Source organism: Sporosarcina sp. ACRSM (assembly GCF_022346545.1).
In the GTDB taxonomy this organism is placed as follows: Bacteria; Bacillota; Bacilli; order Bacillales_A; family Planococcaceae; genus Sporosarcina.
Map to the genome: position 1 here is coordinate 206,591 of NZ_JAKRNU010000005.1, position 23,747 is coordinate 230,337.

Sequence of the window (23,747 nt, forward strand, 5' to 3'; positions counted from 1 at the left end):
CAATTGCATGTTCGTTACCTTAATTCTACATGGAACATCACGATGTGTCATTCTCTACTGTTTGTCTCTAAGTTTCCTCTTGTATGTATAAGCGTATGCTTATATGATAATAGTTGTACGGATATTCAATTATAAGTGAGGAGATACCTTTGGAGATTGTACAACTTGAACGTTATTTGAAGACAATCGGTGTAGGTACACGGTTACAAATATTGAAGGACATCAGTCACGGTCCACTTTGTATTTGTGATTTGACCGCATCGTTAAACATGTCACAGCCTGCCATTAGTCAACATATGCGTAGATTGAAAGATGAGCAAATCGTACTTGACGATAAACGAGGGAAGTGGACATTTTGGTCTTTGAATACTGAACACCCACATCATGTCATTCTACTGCAATTGCTCGACCTCCTTCCAAACCGGGAGATCGCTAAACAATGTTGTACAAGCGAATGGGAGGATCGATAATGCAAGTTATATTCGCAGCTCTTATTTTTATCATTACACTTATTTTTGTCATTTGGCAGCCGCGTGGTTTGTCGATCGGATGGTCTGCAATTGCTGGAGCAGCACTGGCACTTCTCGTCGGCGTTGTCAGTTTCAGCGATGTATGGGATGTAACCGGCATTGTTTGGAATGCAACCTTAACATTCGTTGCACTCATTATCATCTCCCTCATTCTCGACGAAATTGGATTTTTCGAATGGGCGGCTTTACATATGGCGCGTTTTGCAAAGGGAAGCGGCATCCGGATGTTTTTCCTGATCACCTTGTTAGGCGCTGGCGTTTCAGCACTTTTTGCAAATGACGGAGCGGCACTGATCCTGACGCCGATTGTCCTTGCGATGGTGCGTGCACTTGATTTTAAAGACAAGATGGTGTTGCCATTCATCATGGCATCCGGCTTCATCGCCGATACAACTTCCTTGCCTTTCGTAATCAGCAATCTTGTCAACATCGTATCCGCCGATTTTTTCGGCATCGGTTTCACGGAATATGCTATTCGCATGATCATCCCCAACTTGTTCAGTCTAGTTGCGAGTATGCTCGTCTTGTATCTTTATTTCGCTAAATCGATTCCGAAACAATTTGACGAAAAACGGTTGCAAATGCCGGCAACAGCATTGAAAGATACGAGAATTTTCCGTATATCCTGGATCGTTCTCGGGCTTCTCGTTGCAGGCTATTTCTTCAGTGAGACGCTCAACGTTCCTGTCTCATTGATTGCCGGCATCGTTGCGCTCGTTTTTCTGCTGATTGCACGGAGAAGTCCTGCAGTGAATACCGTCACGGTGTTAAAAGGCGCTCCTTGGGCCATCGTCTTTTTCTCCATCGGGATGTATGTCGTTGTCTACGGCTTGCGCAATGCAGGATTGACCTCTGTTTTGACAGCTGTTATCGAATGGACAGCAAGTCACGGGCTATATGCCGCAACCATCGGTATGGGCTTCATCGCAGCCATTTTATCATCTGTCATGAATAACTTGCCGACTGTCATGATCGATGCACTTGCAATCCATGATGCAAATGTGCCGGAATCCATTCGCGAAGCGCTCATTTATGCCAATGTCATCGGATCGGATCTTGGGCCGAAAATGACCCCGATCGGTTCGCTTGCAACGCTTCTTTGGTTACACGTGCTCAATGCAAAAGGTGTCAACATATCATGGGGCTATTATTTTAAAGTTGGCATCGTACTAACATTGCCAACGTTGTTCATCACGCTGACCGCTCTCGCAGTATGGCTACAACTTTTATATTAAGGCAATGAAAAGAGAGGAATTCCATCACTTAGGCTCTTCCTCTCTTTTCAATATAAATCCTCGTCTTTCCTTACCTTTTCCAACATATGATGTACGGACTCTATTGAAAAGGAAAGGACGGCAATTATGGATTTACCAGTTTCAATTGTCACTAAACGATTACCGCATGCTTCCCCCAAAGTGACGGTCTATTACCCTGTCGTTGTCCATTTACCTAACGTCAATGCCCAAAGCCGCATCAATCATGCCATCATAACAACACTGAACAAACTGCTAGTTGAGCAGAACTTCTACGATGCCAACCTTGTGGAACTGCTTGCTAATTTTGAATTAAAAAATAATCAGCGGGGCATCCTCAGCTTGAATCTGATCGTCTATTCATTCACGGGTGGTGCTCACGGCATGACAGTCGTCAACTCCTTGACGTTCGATACGAAAACGGGCAAGCAGTATACACTAAAAGAATTATTCAAGCCGGGAAGTGATTATGAAAAGCGGATTTCTGACATCATTACACAGCGGATCAAGGATTGGGATATTCAATTGTTGGACCCGCCTTTCAAAGGCATTCGCAACGATCAGGATTTCTATATTGCAGACACCTCTCTCGTCATCTACTTCCAACTTTACGAAATTACACCGTATGTATGGGGCTTCCCCTATTTCCCGATCCCGATTCTCGATCTATCAGACATTATCCAACCCGATGGCCCTCTGGATCGAATGATGGCGTTCACGTAAAAAAACAGATAGAGACCAAAGCAATCAAGCGTCCACCTTCTTACAGGGACGGACGCTTGATTATTTTTTATAACTGTTCAGCCACTTCAGCTAACACATCCCCGATTTTCCGATCGTTAATGACGACATCTGCATAATCGTCAAATACTGTCGGCTCCATATTGACAATAACGAGCTTAGCGCCATTTTCTTTTGCAAGGAGAGGAAACTGGTTTGCAGGCGTGACAGTGAGTGAAGAACCGAGCACGATGAACAACTCTGCGTGTTCGCTTTCCTCAACTGCTTTCATAAAGGTATCTTCCGGCAGTCCTTCACCAAATAGGACAACGGATGGGCGCAACTTCCCACCACATGTACAATAAAAGATTTCCTCCTCATACGTCTCATTGCCATACTTTTTCCCACATGACTGACAATGGACTTTTTGTAGTGTCCCGTGCAATTCCATAACCTTTTCCGATCCTGCAACTGAATGGAAGCCATCGACGTTTTGTGTAATGATCCCTCGGATGATGCCTTCTTTTTCCCATTTCGCCAACAGTTCATGCCCTTTATGCGGATGGCAGTCTTTCACTCCGAGAACTCGTGTACGGTAAAACTGGAAAAAGCGCTCCACATCCTTATTCAAAGCTTCAGTACTTGCCACTGCGGCCGGGTTTTCATTTTCCCAAAGACCTGTTTTGGCAGAGCGAAAATCAGGCAAACCACTTTCCGTCGACATCCCCGCACCTGTGTAAACGATAGTATAGTTTGATTTTTTCATTAAATCAGCAAGCATTTTTCTCCCCCTTACGATAAATGTCAAACCAACTTCCATCCTAAGTTTTCAAAATATTCCCCAGGAAATGAACAATATAACACCAACTGAGTTATTGCACTTCATCTCGCTCTGATGGGGTACGCTACCTATCACTTTATCATGATAAGCAAATGAAGTCATAAGAAATCGCATTCGTGGGGATCTTTCCACGCCAAAAAGCGAACCCTCATAAGTCAGGATTCGCTTTCCTTATTTCACAGTCATTAATTACTAATCATCACTTTATTTTTTCGTTTCATAAAGGTACTCAGATAGATGATAAACACAACGACAGCTAAACCGGCTGATAACAAATAAACATTTTGGTAGCCAAATTGGACAGCAATAATTCCTAACACATAGGATCCAAGTGCCAGCCCCGTATCAAAAAATGTGAAAAACGTTGCCGTCGCATAACCGCTTCTTTCTTTTTTCGTCGATTGCACCGCAAGTGTTTGAAAACACGGAACGAGGGCACCATACCCGAATCCGATAAACGCTCCAGCGATTAAAAAGACTACTACCGAGTCCATATACGCTAATAGGACAAGACCGATGCCAAAAGTGATAAAACCGGGAATGAGCACATATTGAGACCCTTTTTCATCAAAAAGCTTTCCTGTAAAAGGACGCGTTAGCAACATGACTGCAGCGAACACGAGAAAAAAAGTACTTGCCAATGGCAAAAGCCCTTTCTCCTGTGCATAAATGGATAAAAAGGATAAGACACTTGCATATGACAGGGCGATCATACTGCCAAGGAGCGCAACCGGCATGGCTCCTTTTTCGAACAGATCGCCGATTGATAATCTTCTTTTCCCAACCGGCTTTTCTGGCGCAGTACCCACCGGTGCAAATGCGGATGTCACTACACCGATCACCATCAAAATACTCATCACAATAAATAACACATCAAAAGAAGCTGTTTGAATGATCGATAATGCAATCATTGGACCGAGAACAACAGCCAGATTCGTCGACATCGTAAAATAGCCAAGACCTGCACCTCTTCGCGCAGCTGGTATCGAATCTGCGGCAAGCGAAACGGCTGCCGTCGTAATAATGCTAAACCAGATCCCTTGCACAAAACGTAATACTAAAAGTGATCCAAACGGCTCGATGAAATAATAAAGGATCGTACAAAGTAAATAGAGTACAAGTCCGATCCATAACATTTTTCGCTTCCCGAATATATCTAGTATCTTTCCTGTAAACGGTCTGACTGCAATCGCGGATAATAAAAAGACCGTCATGAGTAAGCCGGCTTCTTCATCCGTTCTTCCTAACACACCGATCGCGTATAACGGCAAAGCAGATACAAGACCATAAAATACGATGAAAACAGCTATATTGGTAATAAACAGACTCATAAATGATTTTGTCCATATTGGTTCTTTATTCATTAAATTACATCAATCCTTCCTTATCCATTTTCCGAAGCAACGTCATCAATTGTACCTGCTCCTCTTCTGTTAAACCGGTCAAAAATTCATTTTCAAATTGAATAATTGATGATTCGATTTCCGGAAACTTGGCAATCGCTTCTTCCGAAAGACGAACAATCTTTTCTCGACGGTCCTTCCCCTCATGTGTGGTCAACCAACCCAGTTTTTCCAGACGGTTGACTGTGCGCGTAATCGTCGGCGCTTCAACGTTTAAGTACTTCCATATTTGTGTCAACGACATTTCTCCTTGTTGATAGACACAGAATAAGACTGTCCATTGTGAAGCAAATAACTCATGTTTTTTCAGCGCTTGATTCACTTCTTTATTTAACAGGCGTGTCATTTGAAAAATGACATGAAATAACGGATTCATCATTCCATCCCCTTTATTTACCTAGGTAACTATAACAGTATACTTCGTGACTCGAAATTTGTAAAGCGATCGGCTTTTCAATAGACAGCATTTCATTCCATTAGAATAGCCATCCAAAGGAATGGATGGCTGCAAGTTACCTTAAACAACTGTTTCGCGTGGACTTTTCCACTTCATCGATAAGAACATCGTCCCCGCAAGAACAATCAGACCGAGTATGAACGGATACAAAATCTGCACATCGTACAATACGCCTGCCAGAAGCGGACCGAGCACGTTACCAATACTCATATAGGCATTGTTCATGCCCATTGCGAACCCTTGCTCTTCTCCAGCCAATTTTGAAATCAGTGTCGTCAGAACAGGTCTTAAAATAGAAGTTGCAAGGAAAATAATCATTGTCACCCCAAAAAACAAAATATAGCTTGGAGCGATAATGGAAAGCAAAAATCCAAGTGCGGCAACTCCGAGGAAAATATTCAGAACGGCGTTTTCCCCAAACCGGCGCACAACCCGATCAACAGCAAATACTTGAATAATGACACTAATAATACCTGTCGATGTCACCATGACCGCAATGTCTTTCGGTGAAGCCCCGAACTGATTATCAACGAAAAGGCCTAAAACCGATTCATATGCCATCAAACCGAAACTCATCACAAGCGTAATGACCAAAGGGATAAAATAAGGTTTCTTAACAGATTGAGCAATTTCTATCACCATCGGTTCCGGCTTTTTAAGAGGAGCATCCACTTTTGCTACGCGGCTCTCCTTGAGCATGAATGCCGAGAAAACAACCGCAAAAACCCCCACGATTGCTGAAACGAGCAACGGCATTTTCAAACCGAAATCTGCTAAAAAACCACCGATACCAGGGCCAATCACAATGCCGAGTGACATCGATGCAGAAATAAGACTATTTCCTTTTGCTCGCTGATCCATCGTCGTAATGTCAGCAACATAGGCAAAGATTGCCGGCACTAATAGCGCTGCTCCGACTCCACCAATTACACGTGAAAGATACAGCACGCCAATTGAATCCGAAAAATAGAAAACAAACATCGAAAGCGCCAAGACACTCAACCCTGCAATGATCATCACTCTTCGCCCATACTTATCCGCCCATTTCCCCGCGATGGGTGACATAATCAGCTGTGCACCCGCAAAAATGGAGAGCATCAATCCTGCCGCCTTGCCTCCTTGTCCGATTGATATTAAATATGCTGGTAAAATGGGAATAATAATACCAAAACTTCCTATCGCAATAAACATGTTCACCATTAAGATAAACATTTTCTTTTTTTGATCTTGCGTCAAATCCATTCACCTTCTCATCATTTTTTCACAGACTTCCTATTATAGCCTTTCCCAATTTCATTGTCACTATTTTTTTATTTACATTTGAAATGCCAGCTTCCCGTGTTTGTGGAAACTGGCATTTTCTTATCCATATTCATTTATCCTTTAGTCGGTGTTGCTGTTAGTTTTTGATCACTCGGAAGTGCCAAGCTGACAAGCCCAAGAAGTGGCAATAACGAAATAATGATCATTGTGGGAAGAATTCCTAAGTGATCCATAAAAATTCCAACAACGACTGCTCCAACTGCACCCATTCCGAATGACAGCCCGACCGTCAAGCCTGCCATTGTGCCAATTTTACTCGGGACTAATTCTTGCGCATAGACGACTGTTACAGTGAAACTGAGCATGATGACAAACCCGATGAACATCAAGAGTATGACAACCGCCCACAACGGAACATACGGCAAAGCCAGACAGAAAGGAAGCGGTACTACGAGTGAAAGCATGATAATCTTCTTTCTACCAAACCGATCTGCCATAGGCCCCCCGAATAATGTCCCTAACGCACCAAATGCCATAAATAAGAAGATATACAAAAACCCTCGTTCACTTTGTAGATCGTACTTTTCCATCAAATGAAAAATAAAAAAGCTCGTAATGCTCGTTACGTAAAAAGAGCGGGCAAAAATGATAACAAAAATCAATGTAAGAGCAGTACCTACTTGTTTTTTCGTCAAATTCCCCAACGAAGACAGGATGACTTTTTTTCGCTTTGCCGTTTGTTCTTGTTCTAACTGTTTTTTATACCATGCCGATATTCTCATCAAGATAATAAAACCGATTGCCGCAACGATTATGAAAAAGGCTGCACTTTTTTGACCATAAGGCACCAATATGTATGCACCAATCAACGGAGCGAGCGCTTGTCCGGAATTTCCTCCAACTTGGTAAATCGATTGGGAAAGCCCCCGTTTCGAACCTGCTGCCATATAGGATACACGCGATCCTTCCGGATGAAAAACGGCTGAGCCCAATCCGAGTATAATGACGGCAACTAACAACGTCCAATAATTTGGTGCGAATGCAATCCCCGCCATACCGATCAGTGAAAAAATCATACCCGTCGGAAGTGCAAAAGGCATCGGTTTTTTATCACTGATAAAGCCGACGACAGGCTGTAGAACAGATGCAACCATATTCAAAGCAAAAGCGATGTATCCAAGTTGTGTAAAGGTCAAGCCTTTCTCCTGCTCCAACACTGGAAATAACGCCGGAATGACTGCTTGCAACGTATCATTTAGTAAATGGCAACCCCCGATTGCAAACATGATCGGATAAACCGGGTTGCCCAAAATCGGTGTTTCTTTCATTGTAGCCATTAATCCTCACACTCTTTCTTGTTCTCGAAATATCGTAATAGATTCAGTATATCGTAAATTCCGGAAAATGAAACAATTACTCGAGCGAAAACAATGCTTATAATTTCTAAAGACGCTATACTAATAGTTGAGAAGGATTATCATTGTTAAGGAGCGAATGAATTTGAATATCCATGAAGCGATTAAAACACGGCGAAGTATTTCTCTTGTAACAGAGCAAGAAGTGCCGGAAGAGCTGATCGAACAAATCATCGAAGCGGGTACATATGCGCCTAACCACCATAAATCGGAACCATGGCGTTTTTTCGTCCTACGTGGCGATGGTCGCAAGAAATTAGGTAAAGTCCTTGCTGCTATTACAAAATCTCAACAGGAAGATCCCCTCTCTGCGGACAGTTTAGCAAAAATTGAACGCAGTGAACGCAATCCGCTCCGTGCGCCTGTCATCATTGCTGTCGGTGTTGAACCGGGTACTGAGGACAAAATCATTGAAAAAGAAGAGTTTGCCGCTGTGAGTAGCGCAGTCCAAAACATGCTGTTAACAGCCCATGCACTCGGATTAGGTGCCATTTGGAGAACGGGTGCGATTTGCTATCACCCTCAAGTGCGCGACTTCTTCGGCCTATCCGAAAAAGGGGAGCTCTCCGCCTTTATTTACCTCGGTTACCCGGATTTCGAACCAAAACCTTATACGAGAACAGATGCCAAAAAATTGACAACTTGGATCGACGCTTAATCTTCTACTGCCCATCAAACAACTTTGATGGGTTTTTTAATCAAAGATCAGCAAAACGAAAACAACTTTTCGCAAAGCAAGTCCCCTCAACTATTTCGGCGCTTCCTACCTCCTGAATAATCCCAGTCGCCCCACTCATATATAATCGAATAGAGGATAAAAGATGAGGAGGTCATCAATTTGAAGATTCTAATCGTTGGGGCAGGAGCGATCGGTGGGTATTTTGGCGGGCGGTTATTGGAAAAAGGGGTGGATGTCACTTTTCTTGTCCGAGAAAAACGGAAAATGCAGCTTGAAAAAACAGGGTTAAACATTGACAGTGTGCATGGCAATGCGCAACTTGTCCCTCGTCTACTTACTACAAACGATAAGACCGAGACATTCGATGTCATCCTTATTTCCACAAAATCTTACCATCTCACACAAGTAATTGAAGACATACGACCTTCTGTCAAAAATGACACGACAATCCTTCCCCTGTTAAACGGAATCGCACATATCGATCTGTTCATTGAACATTTCGGCGAAGAAACCGTCATTGGCGGTCTTTGTTTCATTGAAACAACACTCGACAAACGTGGAACCATCATTCAAAAAAGCCCGATTCATCAGCTCATTTACGGCGAGCGATCCGGGAAGATCACTCCGCGAATTGAAAAATTGCAAGAAGTATTCGAAGGAGCCAATGCAGCATTTGAAGTAAGTCCACAAATCATTCAAGAAATGTGGCATAAATATTTGTTCATCGCTACGCTTTCTGGAATCACGTCCCTTATGGGGTCTGCAATCGGTCCTATTATGACATTGGAAAGTGGGCGTCATACTATCGCTTCCGTTCTAACAGAAATCGAATCCATCATGCAGAAAATCGGTGCCCCTATCCAGGAGAATATTACGGAAGAAGTATTCGCCAAAATAAGTCGAATGCCTTTCGGTATGAAGTCATCCATGCAACGGGATATGGAGAAATCGCTTCCATTGGAAGCAGATCATTTACATGGTTTCTTATTGCAACATGCCTCTACCCACCAAATCCCAGTTCCAATACTGGAAACCATCTATACAAAACTGAAAATCTACGAAAATGAGCGTTGACAAAAAACGGGATCGATTTGCCCAAAGGCCGATCCCGTTTTTTGACGTTCAGAACCTCCATATTCCATTGAAAATAGATAATGGTGATTAACAACAAGAAAATTAGGGTACAGAAAAAATAAGAGGGTTCAATCCATCATTGATCGAACCAGAACAATTGAACTTGGCAATCGGAATATCAAGAATCAATTCGTCCTAAACGCTCACCATCATTTCAGGAAATATTATACACCCCTTTTACTTCACTTATAATTGACGATTCTTTTGGCTACACTCTCCATATGACTGAATCACGCTAGAAAGGGTTGGAATGGCATATGTCCATACTTAACGGTGAAGTGTTAATAACTTATTTTCCTGCTGCTCTTTTATTGATCACCTTCGAAGTCATCATGTCGATTTATAAATCGGATGTTTTCCAATGGTCCGCGAAGCATGCGGTTGGAAACCTGTTCGTCAACTTAATGTGGATTGTGCTCATCCTTGTCGTTGCAATGGATCCAAAACTGTTCGATCCCGAATTTGCTGTGTATTTGGCCGGTGTCTATAACAGCACATCTGAAAAAATGACAGATGTCATTCAATTGATTATGAACGCAGTCGTCTGCTTAGTCATTGTCACGAACATCATCGATACGTACAGCGGTTTTAATATGGTGAAGGAGAAAGAGAAAGAAAAAAGTGATCAAATTTGAGCATTCACTCAAATTTGATCACTTTTATTGTGTATGCATATCGACGGCTTTAGGTGTTACGGAAACGATCACACTCGTAGTAAGCCCGACAAATAAGACGGTCGTCACCGATAAAAGTAAGTGGACCGATTGGATCAAATAACTGCCGACCGAGACAATGAGAAAATCAATGATTAAAATCATGATGCCTGGATTGATCGTCAGTTTCTTTGCAATCATTTGTGCAAGTAAGTCTGTCCCACCAATACTAATATCATGTCGAAGCATGATGCCGACCCCCGAACCAATCAAAATCCCTCCACATGCTGCACTTACTAATGGAGATAAGAGAGTTTCTCTTCCGATTATCTGCAACGGATAACAAACGTCGATAATGAGCGAAGAAAAGAGCATACCATGGATACCGTTGTAGAAAAAAGAGCGATAAAAAATCCAAGCAAGAACAAAAATCGGAATACTGATCAGTAAAAAAGTCATCCCCACTTTGACATCCAAAACGTAATGGAAGATCAAACTGATGCCCAATGCGCCTCCATCAAGCAAACCGTGCGGCAAAAGAAAGGCATTTACACCGCATGCGACTAAAAAACTACCGATTAGGATCGTCAAAGCTTTCTGCAAAAAATACACCAAACCCCACCCATTTTGTTTTATTTATAGATGTATATGCTTGGGCTAACAAAATCTTCACTCATAAAAAAGGACTGATCCGAAAATCCCTGATAATGACTTTCGAATCAGTCCTTCTTTTTTCCATTAGATCCATCTGCCGACAATCGGATAATTATACGGTTCGCCATTCAGCGCTTTCACAATACCGATGATCGGGACGATAAGCCACATAAGTCCAAAACCGATAACCATCGGAATCCCGATAATCACAACGATGAGCAACGCCGAAATACTGATGATCACACCCATCACAAGTTGGAACAGAATTGCTTGTATGGATAACCGTTTTACTTCGTCATCTTCCGTAGAGTGAGCAACGAGAAAAATAATAAATGGCACTAAAAAGGGAGCAAAAAAAGCACTGGCGTGTATCAATACTTTCATACCTGTTTTTTCCACTCGAACAACCTCCCTACTTTCTTCTTGTACCTAATTATACGTATATAGAAAGAGGAAGTTTCATCGACTTTCGATTGAGTTTGAACCAATAGTATTTTTGAACGTTCTGATTCACAGGATCTCATTTATCGATTTTCAGTAATTCATTTTGCCCCGATGTATAATCCAGCTTCATCTTCTCCAATTCGAGTTTCATTTTCTCCGTTTCTACAATAAAGTTCTGCTGTTTCAATTTCTCCAATTCAATTTCATCACGAACCGTTTCCGCTTTAATTTTCGCGATTCTGCGATTGTGATCCGTAATGATGGCAGTAATCGGTACAGTCATGACAATTGCAACGATTAGTACAGCGGTCAGCATGATAATCTCCCCTTGCCGTTTATTTGTTTCAATTGTACATGATTGAAATGAACGATCCCACTTTTTTCGTTGTCATCCACATCCTAACGGCTACCGAACGGCTAGATGGGCATACTATCCGAATACCTTGATAGAAATGGGGTTTTTATATGAAAGACACACTTGCAGAAGCGGTAAAGCGCTATGCACTCCCTTTTGAATCGGATGCAGATTTTGCACCTCTTCTCGAAGCAATCGGAGATGCAAAAATCGTTCTATTAGGGGAAGCGAGTCACGGCACTTCTGAATTTTATAAAGTCAGGGCGAAGCTATCCAAATTGCTGATCGAACAGAAAGGGTTCTCTGCCATCGCGGTAGAAGGCGATTGGCCATCCGCTCAGCACGTGAACAAATTTATAAAAGGGTATAACAAGCAAGATTTGACGGTACATGAGGTGTTGAGCGCATTTAGTAGATGGCCGACGTGGATGTGGGCAAACGAAGAAATTGCAGAATTCATCAGCTGGTTGCAAGTGCATAACCTGCACAAAGCAACGGAACAGAAAGTCGGTTTTTACGGCATCGACTTGTACAGCCTTTGGGAATCCATCGATGAAATCATCCGGTATTTAACCGAAACCAATCCTGCTGGCGCCGATTTGGAATTGGCTAAGAAAGCCTTTTCCTGTTTTGAACCGTTTAATGGCATGCCTGAACATTATGCGATTTCCACCGCCCATTTTTCGCTAGTATGCATTGATGAAGTCAGTAATCTGTTAGCATCCATCCGTTCACACGCCAAACACTATGAAGATGAGCAGGAAGCAGAGTTGAATTTGAAAGTGAATGCACTCGTCACAAAAAATGCCGAAGATTATTACCGGACAATGCTTCAAGACAATGCCCATTCCTGGAATATCCGTGATGAACATATGGTCGAAGCCCTACATGAAATCCGGAACCATCACGGGGAAGAGACCAAAATCATCGTTTGGGAGCATAACACTCATATTGGCGATGCCCGCGCAACGACGATGCAGGACGATGGCATGTTAAACGTTGGCCAATTGCTGCGTCAACAACATAAAAAAGAAGAGGTCTTTGCAATCGGATTTGGTACGCATCGTGGCACAGTCATTGCAGCCGAAAAATGGGGACTCCCCTTCGAAAGCATCGATGTACCGCCAGCGCGCCAACATTCGTGGGAGGACCTACTACACAAAGCTGGTGCTTACGACAAATTGTATGTATTCAATGATACCAACCGGGATGTTTTTTCCGGATGGGTTGGACATCGCGCAATCGGGGTCGTCTATAATCCCGAATTTGAAGCTTTCGGAAATTACGTCCCCTCGCAAATCGGCAAACGTTACGATGCTTTCATTTACCTTGATCAAACAAAAGCCCTGACGCCGATAAAACTAAAAGAAGTCGTAAATGAAATATGAAAACATGACAGAAAAATGATGTACGCGATTGTTACGTTAATCCGGTACATCATTTTTCTTGATTGATAGGTAGCGCAAGAGGAAAATACCATAACTCTATAGCTAAACTGTCGTAACAAATCATAAGCTTTGGAATCAATCTTCACGCTGCTCATTTTCAACGACTCTTTTAAGTTCCGAAAGTTTGGATTCCCAAAAGGGGCCAAAAAACTCCAGCCAGGACTGCAATTTCTGTAGGGGCTTTGTTTCCAGATGGTAAAGCTTTTCACGTCCCACTTTTTGCGAACGGACAAGTCCCGCCGATTCTAACACGTGCAAATGCTTAGTCACTGCCGTTCTGCTCATTGGGAAGTGCTTGCTGATGGTTGAAATCGACATTTCATCATTGGCAAGCAACTCGAGAAGTTTACGTCTTGTCGGGTCTGCGATTGCTTGAAAAACATCATATGGCTGATGCTCTTCCGCCATTTAAGCCTCCACTACATTTTTCAGTTTGAGCACGAGTCCATCCCATCCGTATGACATACGTGAACGTACTTCCAAATGGGATTCCCCGAATTCTGTCTGTTCCCCTTCATTCCAACCGGCATGGATCAATGCCAATTCCGTTCCGTTTTCCGTTGCTTTCAACTCAAACGTAATCTGCCAATCCTTTCCCCACTCAAAAGATAAACGGTTCGGCGGACTCACTTCAGTCACCTTACAGGCAGAGTTGCCCCACGGCCCAGCTTGTATGATAAATTCTTTCCCCTCAATCGGCTCCATATCATTCGGCATGAACCAAGCCGCAATCCCTTCAGCGGTCGCAACATATTCCCACACCTTTTCGATTGGTGCATGGATCATTACATTTTTTCTTACTTCTGCAAAATTTTCATTTTTCGACATATCGATTCCTCCCACTTTCAAAAGCAAAACCATTTGGTTGCATAAATTACTATACGCAACCAAATGGTTTCATGTCAATCATTATTCAACTCTACATCCATCGATTTTCACAATGGACCAATATTCATCTTGTCCGTTCTTTCACTAATTGTTGGATCAAATCGCTCTCGCGTTTTCCACCCATCACAATCATCAAAACAGCCGCAAAAATTTCGACTATTTTTCTCATCACATTTCCCTCCATATTACATTATCTTCTTAACGTTTAAATCGAAGAATCCTAAGCAGTCTACCCAACTATTCCGTTTTCATTCAGTTTTCATTTCACTTATTATTTTCATAAACAGCAAAAAAGCTGATTGCATCTGGCAATCAGCTTGTTTTATGTTATGGGCTTATTCGTTCTGTGCAAATGTTGACGGCATGACAACACCGACAACTTCCCCCATTGCACATAATGTTTCATCCGCAAAGACTTCGACGGTCACCTTCCATTTCTTCGGATGGATTTCCTCCACTTTTCCAACCGCTTTCAACAGCTTCCCTTGTGGTGTCGGTTTCAAATAATTCACATTTAAAGAAGCTGTAACAAATCGTGGAGGCGCTTCGCCGCTCCCCGGTTCAAAACCGTTTTTCCGATGCAACGCGAGCGCACACGAGCCTGTCCCATGACAGTCCACAAGCGAGGCTATCAATCCACCGTAGACGAATCCAGGAATCGCGATATGTTTGGGTGACGGCTCATAATACGTTACTGTTTCTTCTCCCAACCAGCCTGTCCGAAAACGATACCCCTCTTCATTTAATCGGCCACAGCCGAAACACCACGCAAAATCGTCCGGATAATCATCTTGAATTGCATGTACCACTTCGTTCTTCATCTCCATCATTCCCCCTTCGGACTTATTATAACATTCCGGCTAGTCATTCATCTTTCAAAATTTCTTGTAGAAACTTCTCTCGATGATCCAGGAAATACTTCGTGATCACGGAAACATCCCCTTAGGACAAATTTTTCTTGGGCGGCTCGCATATCTTAATATAGTCACATGCTGGAGACTCTACAGCTACGTTCGCGTATAATACAGAAACGAATTGCAGGAGGAATTGAAGATGAAAATGAGAGCATTCCTACTCATACTCATTATGGTGGGCGGCGCTTATGCCATGATCCAATCTTTCCATGACTACAAGGCAAAAGCGATGACAGAACTGCTCGATTCCCACTCTACGCCATTCACCTCTCTTATTTTTACAAAACCGGCTCCGGATGGTGTCACATCCGTATCATGGAACGTATCAAACGAAACAGAGATTGCGGACTTACTCGATTTTCTTCAAGATTATCACGTTCGAAAACTTCGACCTGAAGAAATCGGCAAAGATGACCGATTTGATCAATTTGTCATCAGTTTAAAGGACGAAAACGATAATCTGATCAGCGTGGTTGTCAACAAGAATCTCATCATCCAAAACGGACATAACTATTATGAAATTGTTGACGGACCACTTGATGTCGACTGGCTAGTCAAATTTTTCGTCGACAATCAACTTTAATGCGATTTATAGATAGGGGTTTTTCCATATTCCGTGATGGCTAAAAGGATAAGAGGCTACTCTTGTCCTTTATCCAAATACTCGGTCTCCCGCTACGAGTAAAAAGATAATAAAAATGCTTAACACGCTGAGCGAATAGATTTCCATTGCCCATTTTCTCGCTTGGCGATTAAATCGCCATTCCATGAAAGCCCTAAACGAAGATAATACAATGAAAAAAGGGAACATGATCAATAATATATTCACATCGTCATATTTGAAAATAAGCGTAGTAGAAATGATCATATAACCTATAAAGAGAATGGTTACACCAATATTTTCAATCCGTTTTGGCCGTGGATCCATTTTTTCATGCTTTAGTACTTTCAATTTTCTTCTTAGTACATAATCCCCAATGATTAAGAGACATAAAATTACTCCAATAATAATAAAAACATTCATTTCTCTTTGCCCCTTCCAAACAAACTGGTAAAATTTCGTATATACTTAATGATGAGTGTACCAGAAAAAGGAGTTTGACTGTATGGATTTCAAAAATATGGATGAACAAATCATTCAAAAATACCAAGAAGATGAGCAATTGATGATCCGATTATTTGTCCAATGGTGTACCAATCATCAACTGGATCCGAAAGAGTTATATCAACGGGCCTATCCGGCTCAGCAAGAAAACGAAGCTATGCAGAAAATAATAGAAGAAACGGATGAGGAAGACAACATCCACATCGACCACGAAACGATGCTCGATGTCTTACAATTATTTGGCAATGAAGACCTCGCTTTCGTTGTAGCCGAAGAAATAGCACGGCTTCCATGATAGGACGCGTCTGAAAGTTGCCAAAAGATTGATTCATCTTTTTACTTTCATCCTACTCTACTATATACTGGTATTAATTTGACATCCGTAATAAAAAGGGAGAGATCTAATTGGTTAAAAGCTTGCCATTTCGTTCAGAAGTAAATAGTGAAGAAACATGGAATTTGCAAGACCTCTTCAAAACCGAAGAAGCCTATAATAACGCCATGACGGAACTGGAAAAAGAAGTCGCGTCTTATACAGAACAATTCAAAGGTAAAATGACAGATGCTTCTGCTGTCATTGAGGGTTTGAAAGGCTATGCAAAGATTTCCGAAAAAATCGTTCCAGTTGCTACCTACGCTAGCCTTTCGGTAAGCACGGACCAAACGAATGATGAAGCACAAATGCGTTCAAGCAAATTCGGATCGATTGCGGCACAAATCCAGAGTCAGCTAAGCTTCGTTAACAGCGAGCTTTTATCGTTGCCGACAGAAGTATTACAAGAAGCAATACAACAATCCGCAGACTTCCAAAACTTTTTAGAGAAGCTGATCCGCAAAAAAGATTATCAATTACACCCTGAAGTCGAGAAAACATTAGCCGCTTACTCCTCTACTTTCAATGACCCTTACGGCTTGTACAATACGACAAAAATGGTCGATATGACTTTCGAAGATTTCGAAGTTGCCGGAAAAAGCTATCCATTAAGCTATGTCACTTTCGAAGGTGACTGGGAATCCGAACCCAATACAGCGGTACGACGTGCAGCATTTGAAGCATTTTCCGCTAAACTGAAAGAGTACCAACATACAACAGCGAAAACATATGATATGCATTTGCAAATTGAAAAAACAACATCCGATTTACGCGGATACCCATCGATTTTCGACTATTTGTTGTTCAATCAAGAAGTCGATCAATCGATGCATGACCGTCAAATCGATCTCATTATGAAAGAACTCGCACCCCATATGCGCAAATATGCGAAGCTTCTTCAAAAAGTGCATGGACTCGATAAAATGACATTCGCTGATTTAAAAATTCCGCTCGATCCAACTTATCAACCGAAAATTACAGTGGAAGAATCCAAGAAATACATCGATGAGGCCCTCGCGATCATGGGAAATGATTATATCCATATGATCGATCGTGCTTATAAAGAACGCTGGATCGACTTTGCACAAAACATCGGAAAATCGACAGGTGCATTCTGTTCGAGCCCCTACGGCAATCATCCGTATATCTTGATTTCCTGGACAGGCAGCATGGAAGATGTCTTCGTTTTAGCTCACGAATTGGGACATGCGGGCCACTTCTATAATGCGAACCGAGAGCAAAATGTGTTTAACGCACGTCCATCTCTTTATTTCATCGAAGCACCTTCTACGATGAATGAAATGTTGATGGCGAATCACTTACTCGCTAATTCAGAAGATCCTAAATTCAAACGATGGGTCATTTCATCCATCGTCGCGCGCACCTACTACCATAACTTTGTCACGCATTTGCTGGAAGCGGCTTATCAACGAAAAGTATATGAGCGCATCGATGAAGGTGGGAGCGTCAATGCCAACATATTGAACAATCTGAAACGCGGAGTCCTCGAAGAATTCTGGGGTGAAGATGTTGACATCATCGATGGAGCTGAATTGACATGGATGCGTCAGCCGCACTATTATATGGGCTTGTATCCTTACACTTACAGTGCCGGTTTGACCATTTCCACACAAGTATCCAAGCGGATCCTCGAAGAAGGTCAACCTGCTGTCGAGCAATGGTTGGACGTACTAAAAGCGGGCGGAACGAAATCTCCAGTCGATTTAGCCAAAATGGCAGGTGTCGATTTGACAACCGAGCAACCTTTGCGTGACACTATTGCCTATATCGGCGAATTGATTGATGAACTCATTACGTTAACAGAGGAAATTGAAGCGGCAAAAGTGAATGAATGACTAAAAACAAAGCATTTCCCACTTGATTACCAGGGAAATGCTTCTCTTTTATCGTATTGCGAAACTTATTTGGCGATGTCCCGTATAGATATACATCGCTAATTATGTATTATTCAAGTGGAGGGTTTTTTCATGCCATCTAAACTTTCAAATTTAATGGCCGGTCTCGGTTGTCTTACGCCGATTGTCGGTATCGTACTATTATGCTATTTTTTATTTCAAAGCTCAATCTCACTAGGTGTTATCTCCATCGTGCTTTCCTTCGTCATAACCATTCTCTTCATTGCCTTAGGTATCCGGATTGAAGAAAAACGCAAATTAAAACAGTTGGATTACCTCCAAACTTTCCAACCTGATGTGGAGGACTTCCATAAACTAAAATCCTTTACCTCTTATGATTTATTGACCAAAATTGCAATCGATGACCAGCATGGAAAGGTTTACTTTTGGGCAGCCGATTCTGATAAGGTTCAAAACATCACAAAAGCATATGTTGGAATGCCATACATAATCAAATCCTACAATTATATTGATATTCTAGCGGTGAGGTTCACAGAGGATCAGCATCAGACCGCTACCGTTCAGAGGGATACTCACTTCACCCACTATTTGCTCAATAAATTAAGCAAGGACAAAGTAGAATCGAAAAATGCATCCGGGCCTCCTATCGATAAAATCAGCTCAATGGACCTTGAAATTATCTTGAACGACAACGTAAAACCAAGGCATCTAATCCGCTTCTATCATGAGCCAAATATCCGGATAAGAAAAGATTCTCCAGAATATCAAGGACACTACAGCAACCTTCAGCAATGGTTTACCAGGTTAGAAACCATCATCAATGAGACTGAAGAAAGTTTCGCCACTTCAAATGTCGAACAACCGCTTGAAATTATCGAACCAGCTAACCATAAAGATCTATCGCAAGAAGATCCTCCCAATGAAAAGACACAAATTATGATGGATGTCGACATGAAACAATATTCACTAGACTTAACTGAGGACCGTACAGAATTAAATCCTCAAAGTAGTCCAGACGACCCTATACCGATGCAAGCCCCGGAAAAGCCAACCTCCTATTTCGAGCAATTGATTGAAAAAAATAAAAAACAACTGCGTGGCGACTATTCCGATGAATAGGTTGAAATAGAGAAAAGCCATCCGCTTAGATGGCTTTTTGGCTATTCTTATTCAATCGACTGGTTGTTTGTCTACTTATTGCATCCAAGCCGGTTTTCCGAACCCTTGGAAATCCGAGTCGATCACTTTTTCAAATTGCTCAGATTCAATCACTTCAATAATGTCTTTTGCAAATTGCTCGTCCTTATTTTCCGTTTTTACAGCAACCACATTACGGAATTGGTCCGGCATATCTTCCAAAACTAGCGCGTCCGTTAAATTCATACTTGCTGCGAGCGCAAAGTTACCCGGTACTGCCGCCACGTCTGCACTTTCAACAGAGCGTGGAAGTTGTGCAGCCTCAATCGGTGTCACCACTAAATTTTTCGGGTTTTTCACGATATCTTTCTCAGATGCCTTCAATGGCTCAACGTTAGGATCGATTTCGACTAGACCGTTAGCTTCCAATACGATTAACGCTCTTGCCGCGTTGACCGGATCATTAGGAATCGTGACTGTTGATCCGTCCGCAATTTCGTCAATCGACTCAAATTTTTTCGAATAAATTCCTAGCGGTGCAGTCGGGACAACGATCAAACTCGATAATTCCATGTTATTTTCTTTTGCAAAGTTTTCCAGGTAAACAGTATGTTGAAAAAGATTCGCATCAACATTCCCGTCATTTAATGCATTATTTGGCTGGATATAATCACCGAACTCCGTCACTGTCACTTTGTAACCTTTTTCTTCAAGACCCGGAATGATCGCCTTTTTCAGCATATCGCTATATGGACCTGCTGTTGCTCCAAACGTCAATGTTTTATCGTCACCAGCCTTTTCTTTTCCGCCACATGCAGCTAAAGCCGCACCAACTACAAGGATCAGTACTGTCAATAATAATTTCTTCATCTGTCATTCTCCCCTTCTTATCTCTTATCGACTGCTTTTGAAATTCGATCGCCCGCAAATTGAATAAGTTGCACGAGCACAATCAAAATGATAACTGTCACAACCATGATCGTCTTGTCATAGCGATAGTACCCAAATCGGATGGCCAAATCCCCGATTCCACCACCGCCGACAACTCCCGCCATTGCAGCATAAGCAACCAAGCTGATTGCCGTTAACGTCAAACCTTGAATAATGCTCGATTTCCCTTCTGGTAATAAAACATCCCTGATAATCATCCACGGACTGGCACCGATTGAAATTGCCGCTTCAATTACGCCTTTATCAATTTCCCGAAACGACGTCTCAACGATCCTTGCAAAAAAAGGAATGGCCGCTGCCGATAGGGATACACTGGCAGCTGTCGGTCCATATGCTGTACCTACTAATAGAGTCGCCAAAGGAATCAATAAAACAAGTAAAATGATAAACGGAATGGATCTCACCATATTGACGATAAAACCGATAACCGATTTGATAACTGTATTTTCCAGAAACAATCCTTTGTCGGTCACAAACAATAAAATGCCTAGCGGAAGTCCAATGATGAGTGCAACAAGTAACGAAATCCCTACCATATAAAGTGTCTCGCCAAATGCTTTCGTCATATCCGGCAATAATTCGGCGATCCGTTGAACCTCAATTCCCATTATTGATCACCTCCACATGGACATGGCGGGTGGACATATAGGAAATGGCACGCTCGATATCCGGTTCTCGCCCTTGCAACTCCATTAAAAATGTTCCTAGCGGCATCTCTTGAATGTATTCAATCGAACCGTGCAAGAAATTCCCGTGGACATCAAACTGCTGAATGGTTTCTGATATGACGCTTTCTCCAGCCACATTTCCTTTAAATAACAATTTCACTATGGTTCCTGTACATTGCGCCAATATCGTGTCCGGAACTTCAAAAGATACGACACTGCTAATGAACTCTTTCGTCAACTCTGCCACCGGATTCGAAAAGATATCATATACTTGCCCTTCCTCGATCACTTTTCCATCCTGCATAATGGCCATACGGTCGCAAATCTCTTTCACCACATGCATTTCATGGGTGATTAAAACGATTGTAATAGCCAATTCCCGATTAATTTTCTTCAGTAACCGTAAGATGGACAATGTCGTTTTCGGATCCAATGCGGACGTCGCTTCATCACAGAGCAAAACACTCGGATTGTTCGCAAGAGCACGCGCAATGGCGACCCGCTGCTTTTGACCACCACTCAATTGACCCGGATAAACGTCGCGCTTCTCCGACAATCCGACCATTTCAAGCAGTTCAGTCACCCGATCGTCGATTTGTTGTTTAGGCGTTTTAGCAGCCCGTAAAGCGAAGGCGATATTCTCATATACAGTCTTTTGACTGATTAAATAAAAATGTTGAAAAATCATACCGATTTTCAATCTAGCCTGACGTAACTGTTTCCCTTTTAACTCCGTCAAATTGATGCCATCTATAAGAATTGTACCTTCTGTCGGTTTCTCCAATAGGTTCAAACAACGAAGCAAAGAACTTTTCCCCGCTCCGGAATAACCGACTATACCGAAAATTTCTCCTTTTTCAATTTCAAGGGATACATTGTCAACCCCTTTTACAAGTCGATCTTTTGTTTGATAGACTTTCGAAACTTTTTGAATTTGAATCATTAATTTCTCCTCTTTCTATACATTCTATAGAAAAGCGTCCGGAGTCTAGACACTCATATTTTTGAAAATCGTCTATTTTCCTTTCTGACCTCAATCAAATAAAAAGCGCCTCTTTCATCAATGAAAGAAGCACCGAAAAATTGTTTCAGCTTATCTTTCAGAATGAAAATCACTCTGTAGGAGTTGGCACCTTCCTTGTATAATACAAGGGGTTGCTGGACGTCATCGGGCCTATCCCTCGGTCGCTCTTGATAAGTTACAATATGAAGTTGTATTTGAGTATACATCATATAATAGTTTGTACAATCGCAAAAGTCAACATGATTTTCATTTCAGTAAGAATTCGATGAATGTTGTCATTTCGACTTTGAACCTAGTATACTTACTTCATTACAAGCTCTATATTCCATTAAGAATTGAAATGAGGTTTTTCCATGACCATATCGAATCGTTTAAAAAGCTTACCTCCCCACTTTTTCTCCACACTCGTCAAAAATGTGGAATCAGCGCTCGCTGAAGGTCGGGACGTCATCAATCTAGGACGAGGGAACCCCGATCAACCGACTCCGCCTCATATTGTCGAAGCGTTACAAGCGGCCGTCGAGGATCCGGCAACACACGGTTACGCACCATTTGGTGGAACAGTTGAATTGAAGCGTGCTGTTGCAGATTTTTATAAACGTGAGTATGCCGTGGATATCGATCCCGATATGGAAGTCGCCATCCTATACGGCACGAAAACAGGATTGGTTGAATTGCCGCTTGCTATTATGAACGAAGGCGAATTGCTCTTGCTTCCTGATCCCGGTTATCCCGATTACTTATCCGGCGTCAGCTTGGCCAATATTCGTCATGAAACATTCCCATTGCTTGCCGAAAACGATTTCTTGCCTGATTACGGTAGTTTATCAGCTGAACAAAAAAAACAAGCCAAATTAATGTATTTGAACTACCCAAACAATCCAACGAGCGCAACAGCAACACTTCCATTCTTCGAAGAGACAGTCGCCCTTGCCAAAGAACATGACATTGCCATCATGCATGACTTCGCTTATGGCGGCATCGGATTTGACGGCAAAAAGCCGGTCAGTTTCTTACAAGCGGAAGGGGCGAAAGAAGTCGGGATTGAAATGTATACATTGTCTAAAACATATAATATGGCAGGCTGGCGTGTCGGTTTCGCGATTGGGAATGCAGGCATCATCGAAGCGATCAATTTATTGCAAGATCATTTATTCATCAATCAATTCCCGGCTGTTCAACGTGCTGCCATTACAGCCCTCTCCGGTGATCAAGAAAATGTACGCGAACTGATTGCTCTATATGAAGGTCGTCGCAATGTCTTTATTGATGAATGTAGACGCATCGGTTGGGATGTCCAAGCACCCGCCGCTTCATTTTTCGCTTGGTTGCCTGTCCCGGCAGGTTATACGAGTGCATCGTTCACCCAATTATTATTGGATGAAGCCGATGTCGCGGTCGCACCTGGGAACGGTTTCGGTAAATACGGCGAAGGATATGTCCGCGTCGGTCTACTGGATGAGGAGGAACGCTTAAGAGAAGCCGTAAGAAGAATTGAAAAGTTGAAGCTATTTTCATGAACATCAAAATGATCCCAACAAGAAAAGGCGTTGGGATCGTT

The 23,747-nt window shown here is 42.3% G+C and carries 27 protein-coding genes and 1 riboswitch; of the genes, 12 read left to right on the top strand and 15 right to left on the bottom strand.

What is annotated here, in order from left to right:
* The first annotated feature begins 149 nt into the window (after positions 1-149).
* From MHZ95_RS09935 to MHZ95_RS09945, 3 genes are all read left to right on the top strand, one after another.
* Entirely contained in the window at positions 150-470 is a 321-nt protein-coding gene (locus tag MHZ95_RS09935) for an ArsR/SmtB family transcription factor (RefSeq protein ID WP_239390465.1), read from the top strand.
* On the top strand, positions 470-1,765 hold the full coding sequence (locus MHZ95_RS09940; RefSeq protein ID WP_239390466.1) for an arsenic transporter: 1,296 nt from the start codon (positions 470-472) through the stop codon (positions 1,763-1,765). The genes MHZ95_RS09935 and MHZ95_RS09940 overlap by 1 nt, the downstream gene beginning before the upstream one ends.
* 126 nt (positions 1,766-1,891) lie before the next feature.
* A complete protein-coding gene (locus MHZ95_RS09945) occupies positions 1,892-2,506 on the top strand; it encodes a DUF3298 and DUF4163 domain-containing protein (RefSeq protein WP_239390467.1) in 615 nt (204 codons plus the stop codon).
* 67 nt (positions 2,507-2,573) lie between these two features.
* Here MHZ95_RS09945 and MHZ95_RS09950 read toward each other — a convergent pair whose 3' ends face one another.
* The 5 genes from MHZ95_RS09950 to MHZ95_RS09970 all read right to left on the bottom strand — a co-directional run bounded on the left by MHZ95_RS09950 (position 2,574) and on the right by MHZ95_RS09970 (position 7,804).
* Positions 2,574-3,284 carry an NAD-dependent deacylase gene (locus tag MHZ95_RS09950; protein WP_239390468.1) on the bottom strand — a complete coding sequence of 237 codons (711 nt, stop codon included), beginning with the start codon at positions 3,282-3,284 and terminating at the stop codon, positions 2,574-2,576.
* 245 nt (positions 3,285-3,529) lie between these two features.
* Positions 3,530-4,708 carry an MFS transporter gene (locus MHZ95_RS09955; RefSeq protein WP_239390469.1) on the bottom strand — a complete coding sequence of 393 codons (1,179 nt, stop codon included), beginning with the start codon at positions 4,706-4,708 and terminating at the stop codon, positions 3,530-3,532.
* A 4-nt stretch (positions 4,709-4,712) separates the two neighbouring features.
* Positions 4,713-5,123, bottom strand: a complete 411-nt coding sequence (locus MHZ95_RS09960; protein WP_239390470.1) for a MarR family winged helix-turn-helix transcriptional regulator — start codon at positions 5,121-5,123, stop codon at positions 4,713-4,715.
* 141 nt (positions 5,124-5,264) lie between these two features.
* Positions 5,265-6,440, bottom strand: a complete 1,176-nt coding sequence (locus tag MHZ95_RS09965; protein ID WP_239390471.1) for an MFS transporter — start codon at positions 6,438-6,440, stop codon at positions 5,265-5,267.
* A 140-nt stretch (positions 6,441-6,580) separates the two neighbouring features.
* Complete coding sequence (locus MHZ95_RS09970) at positions 6,581-7,804, bottom strand: MFS transporter (protein WP_239390472.1); 1,224 nt, start codon at positions 7,802-7,804, stop codon at positions 6,581-6,583.
* Between the two features lie 163 nt (positions 7,805-7,967).
* Here MHZ95_RS09970 and MHZ95_RS09975 point away from each other — a divergent pair, with 163 nt between their 5' ends.
* The 3 genes from MHZ95_RS09975 (at position 7,968) to MHZ95_RS09985 (ending at position 10,330) form a co-directional block, all read left to right on the top strand.
* Positions 7,968-8,540: a nitroreductase family protein gene (locus tag MHZ95_RS09975; RefSeq protein WP_239390473.1), complete on the top strand. Its 573-nt coding sequence runs from the start codon at positions 7,968-7,970 to the stop codon at positions 8,538-8,540.
* A gap of 180 nt (positions 8,541-8,720) precedes the next feature.
* Complete coding sequence (locus MHZ95_RS09980) at positions 8,721-9,635, top strand: ketopantoate reductase family protein (RefSeq protein ID WP_239390474.1); 915 nt, start codon at positions 8,721-8,723, stop codon at positions 9,633-9,635.
* Positions 9,636-9,952: 317 nt separating this feature from the next.
* Positions 9,953-10,330 carry a hypothetical protein gene (locus tag MHZ95_RS09985; protein ID WP_239390475.1) on the top strand — a complete coding sequence of 126 codons (378 nt, stop codon included), beginning with the start codon at positions 9,953-9,955 and terminating at the stop codon, positions 10,328-10,330.
* A gap of 24 nt (positions 10,331-10,354) precedes the next feature.
* Here MHZ95_RS09985 and MHZ95_RS09990 read toward each other — a convergent pair whose 3' ends face one another.
* From MHZ95_RS09990 to MHZ95_RS10000, 3 genes are all read right to left on the bottom strand, one after another.
* Positions 10,355-10,960, bottom strand: a complete 606-nt coding sequence (locus tag MHZ95_RS09990) for a YitT family protein (RefSeq protein ID WP_239390476.1) — start codon at positions 10,958-10,960, stop codon at positions 10,355-10,357.
* Positions 10,961-11,086: 126 nt separating this feature from the next.
* Positions 11,087-11,401, bottom strand: a complete 315-nt coding sequence (locus tag MHZ95_RS09995; protein WP_239390477.1) for a DUF4870 domain-containing protein — start codon at positions 11,399-11,401, stop codon at positions 11,087-11,089.
* A gap of 121 nt (positions 11,402-11,522) precedes the next feature.
* Positions 11,523-11,762 (bottom strand): hypothetical protein, encoded by a 240-nt coding sequence (locus MHZ95_RS10000; protein ID WP_239390478.1) that lies wholly within the window; start codon positions 11,760-11,762, stop codon positions 11,523-11,525.
* Positions 11,763-11,911: 149 nt separating this feature from the next.
* Between MHZ95_RS10000 and MHZ95_RS10005 the strand changes: the two genes are divergently transcribed.
* The gene (locus MHZ95_RS10005; RefSeq protein WP_239390479.1) at positions 11,912-13,189 is read left to right on the top strand and encodes an erythromycin esterase family protein; all 1,278 of its coding nucleotides are present in this window, start codon (positions 11,912-11,914) and stop codon (positions 13,187-13,189) included.
* A gap of 135 nt (positions 13,190-13,324) precedes the next feature.
* On the opposite strand, the gene MHZ95_RS10010 is transcribed toward MHZ95_RS10005, so the two are convergent.
* The 3 genes from MHZ95_RS10010 to MHZ95_RS10020 all read right to left on the bottom strand — a co-directional run bounded on the left by MHZ95_RS10010 (position 13,325) and on the right by MHZ95_RS10020 (position 14,958).
* The gene (locus MHZ95_RS10010; RefSeq protein ID WP_239390480.1) at positions 13,325-13,657 is read right to left on the bottom strand and encodes an ArsR/SmtB family transcription factor; all 333 of its coding nucleotides are present in this window, start codon (positions 13,655-13,657) and stop codon (positions 13,325-13,327) included.
* Positions 13,658-14,077, bottom strand: a complete 420-nt coding sequence (locus MHZ95_RS10015; RefSeq protein ID WP_239390481.1) for an SRPBCC family protein — start codon at positions 14,075-14,077, stop codon at positions 13,658-13,660. It abuts the gene before it with no gap.
* Positions 14,078-14,472: 395 nt separating this feature from the next.
* The gene (locus MHZ95_RS10020) at positions 14,473-14,958 is read right to left on the bottom strand and encodes a PaaI family thioesterase (protein ID WP_239390482.1); all 486 of its coding nucleotides are present in this window, start codon (positions 14,956-14,958) and stop codon (positions 14,473-14,475) included.
* A gap of 232 nt (positions 14,959-15,190) precedes the next feature.
* Between MHZ95_RS10020 and MHZ95_RS10025 the strand changes: the two genes are divergently transcribed.
* Positions 15,191-15,634 (top strand): hypothetical protein, encoded by a 444-nt coding sequence (locus MHZ95_RS10025; RefSeq protein WP_239390483.1) that lies wholly within the window; start codon positions 15,191-15,193, stop codon positions 15,632-15,634.
* Positions 15,635-15,703: 69 nt separating this feature from the next.
* Here MHZ95_RS10025 and MHZ95_RS10030 read toward each other — a convergent pair whose 3' ends face one another.
* Positions 15,704-16,075 (bottom strand): DUF4181 domain-containing protein, encoded by a 372-nt coding sequence (locus MHZ95_RS10030; protein ID WP_239390484.1) that lies wholly within the window; start codon positions 16,073-16,075, stop codon positions 15,704-15,706.
* 82 nt (positions 16,076-16,157) lie between these two features.
* Here MHZ95_RS10030 and MHZ95_RS10035 point away from each other — a divergent pair, with 82 nt between their 5' ends.
* From MHZ95_RS10035 to MHZ95_RS10045, 3 genes are all read left to right on the top strand, one after another.
* A complete protein-coding gene (locus MHZ95_RS10035; protein WP_239390485.1) occupies positions 16,158-16,451 on the top strand; it encodes a hypothetical protein in 294 nt (97 codons plus the stop codon).
* Positions 16,452-16,561: 110 nt separating this feature from the next.
* The gene (gene pepF / locus MHZ95_RS10040) at positions 16,562-18,385 is read left to right on the top strand and encodes an oligoendopeptidase F (RefSeq protein ID WP_239390486.1); all 1,824 of its coding nucleotides are present in this window, start codon (positions 16,562-16,564) and stop codon (positions 18,383-18,385) included.
* A 132-nt stretch (positions 18,386-18,517) separates the two neighbouring features.
* Positions 18,518-19,525 carry a hypothetical protein gene (locus MHZ95_RS10045; RefSeq protein ID WP_239390487.1) on the top strand — a complete coding sequence of 336 codons (1,008 nt, stop codon included), beginning with the start codon at positions 18,518-18,520 and terminating at the stop codon, positions 19,523-19,525.
* Positions 19,526-19,600: 75 nt separating this feature from the next.
* On the opposite strand, the gene MHZ95_RS10050 is transcribed toward MHZ95_RS10045, so the two are convergent.
* The 3 genes from MHZ95_RS10050 to MHZ95_RS10060 are packed head-to-tail and all read right to left on the bottom strand — an operon-like array spanning position 19,601 to position 22,105.
* Positions 19,601-20,413: a MetQ/NlpA family ABC transporter substrate-binding protein gene (locus tag MHZ95_RS10050; protein WP_239390488.1), complete on the bottom strand. Its 813-nt coding sequence runs from the start codon at positions 20,411-20,413 to the stop codon at positions 19,601-19,603.
* A 17-nt stretch (positions 20,414-20,430) separates the two neighbouring features.
* A complete protein-coding gene (locus MHZ95_RS10055) occupies positions 20,431-21,102 on the bottom strand; it encodes a methionine ABC transporter permease (RefSeq protein WP_239390489.1) in 672 nt (223 codons plus the stop codon).
* Positions 21,092-22,105: a methionine ABC transporter ATP-binding protein gene (locus MHZ95_RS10060; protein ID WP_239390490.1), complete on the bottom strand. Its 1,014-nt coding sequence runs from the start codon at positions 22,103-22,105 to the stop codon at positions 21,092-21,094. The genes MHZ95_RS10055 and MHZ95_RS10060 overlap by 11 nt, the downstream gene beginning before the upstream one ends.
* A gap of 147 nt (positions 22,106-22,252) precedes the next feature.
* A riboswitch (SAM riboswitch) is annotated at positions 22,253-22,363 on the bottom strand.
* A 176-nt stretch (positions 22,364-22,539) separates the two neighbouring features.
* Here MHZ95_RS10060 and MHZ95_RS10065 point away from each other — a divergent pair.
* On the top strand, positions 22,540-23,706 hold the full coding sequence (locus MHZ95_RS10065) for a pyridoxal phosphate-dependent aminotransferase (RefSeq protein WP_239390491.1): 1,167 nt from the start codon (positions 22,540-22,542) through the stop codon (positions 23,704-23,706).
* The last annotated feature ends 41 nt before the right edge of the window (positions 23,707-23,747 follow it).

Excerpts from the sequence above, each read along its gene's own strand:
- MHZ95_RS09940 (WP_239390466.1), top strand. The coding sequence starts at position 470 with ATGCAAGTTATATTCGCAGCTCTTATTTTTATCATTACACTTATTTTT.
- MHZ95_RS09945 (WP_239390467.1), top strand. The coding sequence starts at position 1,892 with ATGGATTTACCAGTTTCAATTGTCACTAAACGATTACCGCATGCTTCC.
- MHZ95_RS09950 (WP_239390468.1), bottom strand. The coding sequence starts at position 3,284 with ATGCTTGCTGATTTAATGAAAAAATCAAACTATACTATCGTTTACACA.
- MHZ95_RS09955 (WP_239390469.1), bottom strand. The coding sequence starts at position 4,708 with ATGAATAAAGAACCAATATGGACAAAATCATTTATGAGTCTGTTTATT.
- MHZ95_RS09960 (WP_239390470.1), bottom strand. The coding sequence starts at position 5,123 with ATGAATCCGTTATTTCATGTCATTTTTCAAATGACACGCCTGTTAAAT.
- MHZ95_RS09970 (WP_239390472.1), bottom strand. The coding sequence starts at position 7,804 with ATGGCTACAATGAAAGAAACACCGATTTTGGGCAACCCGGTTTATCCG.
- MHZ95_RS09985 (WP_239390475.1), top strand. The coding sequence starts at position 9,953 with ATGTCCATACTTAACGGTGAAGTGTTAATAACTTATTTTCCTGCTGCT.
- MHZ95_RS10000 (WP_239390478.1), bottom strand. The coding sequence starts at position 11,762 with ATGCTGACCGCTGTACTAATCGTTGCAATTGTCATGACTGTACCGATT.
- MHZ95_RS10005 (WP_239390479.1), top strand. The coding sequence starts at position 11,912 with ATGAAAGACACACTTGCAGAAGCGGTAAAGCGCTATGCACTCCCTTTT.
- MHZ95_RS10010 (WP_239390480.1), bottom strand. The coding sequence starts at position 13,657 with ATGGCGGAAGAGCATCAGCCATATGATGTTTTTCAAGCAATCGCAGAC.
- MHZ95_RS10015 (WP_239390481.1), bottom strand. The coding sequence starts at position 14,077 with ATGTCGAAAAATGAAAATTTTGCAGAAGTAAGAAAAAATGTAATGATC.
- MHZ95_RS10020 (WP_239390482.1), bottom strand. The coding sequence starts at position 14,958 with ATGAAGAACGAAGTGGTACATGCAATTCAAGATGATTATCCGGACGAT.
- MHZ95_RS10025 (WP_239390483.1), top strand. The coding sequence starts at position 15,191 with ATGAAAATGAGAGCATTCCTACTCATACTCATTATGGTGGGCGGCGCT.
- MHZ95_RS10030 (WP_239390484.1), bottom strand. The coding sequence starts at position 16,075 with ATGAATGTTTTTATTATTATTGGAGTAATTTTATGTCTCTTAATCATT.
- MHZ95_RS10035 (WP_239390485.1), top strand. The coding sequence starts at position 16,158 with ATGGATTTCAAAAATATGGATGAACAAATCATTCAAAAATACCAAGAA.
- MHZ95_RS10045 (WP_239390487.1), top strand. The coding sequence starts at position 18,518 with ATGCCATCTAAACTTTCAAATTTAATGGCCGGTCTCGGTTGTCTTACG.
- MHZ95_RS10050 (WP_239390488.1), bottom strand. The coding sequence starts at position 20,413 with ATGAAGAAATTATTATTGACAGTACTGATCCTTGTAGTTGGTGCGGCT.
- MHZ95_RS10055 (WP_239390489.1), bottom strand. The coding sequence starts at position 21,102 with ATGGGAATTGAGGTTCAACGGATCGCCGAATTATTGCCGGATATGACG.
- MHZ95_RS10060 (WP_239390490.1), bottom strand. The coding sequence starts at position 22,105 with ATGATTCAAATTCAAAAAGTTTCGAAAGTCTATCAAACAAAAGATCGA.
- MHZ95_RS10065 (WP_239390491.1), top strand. The coding sequence starts at position 22,540 with ATGACCATATCGAATCGTTTAAAAAGCTTACCTCCCCACTTTTTCTCC.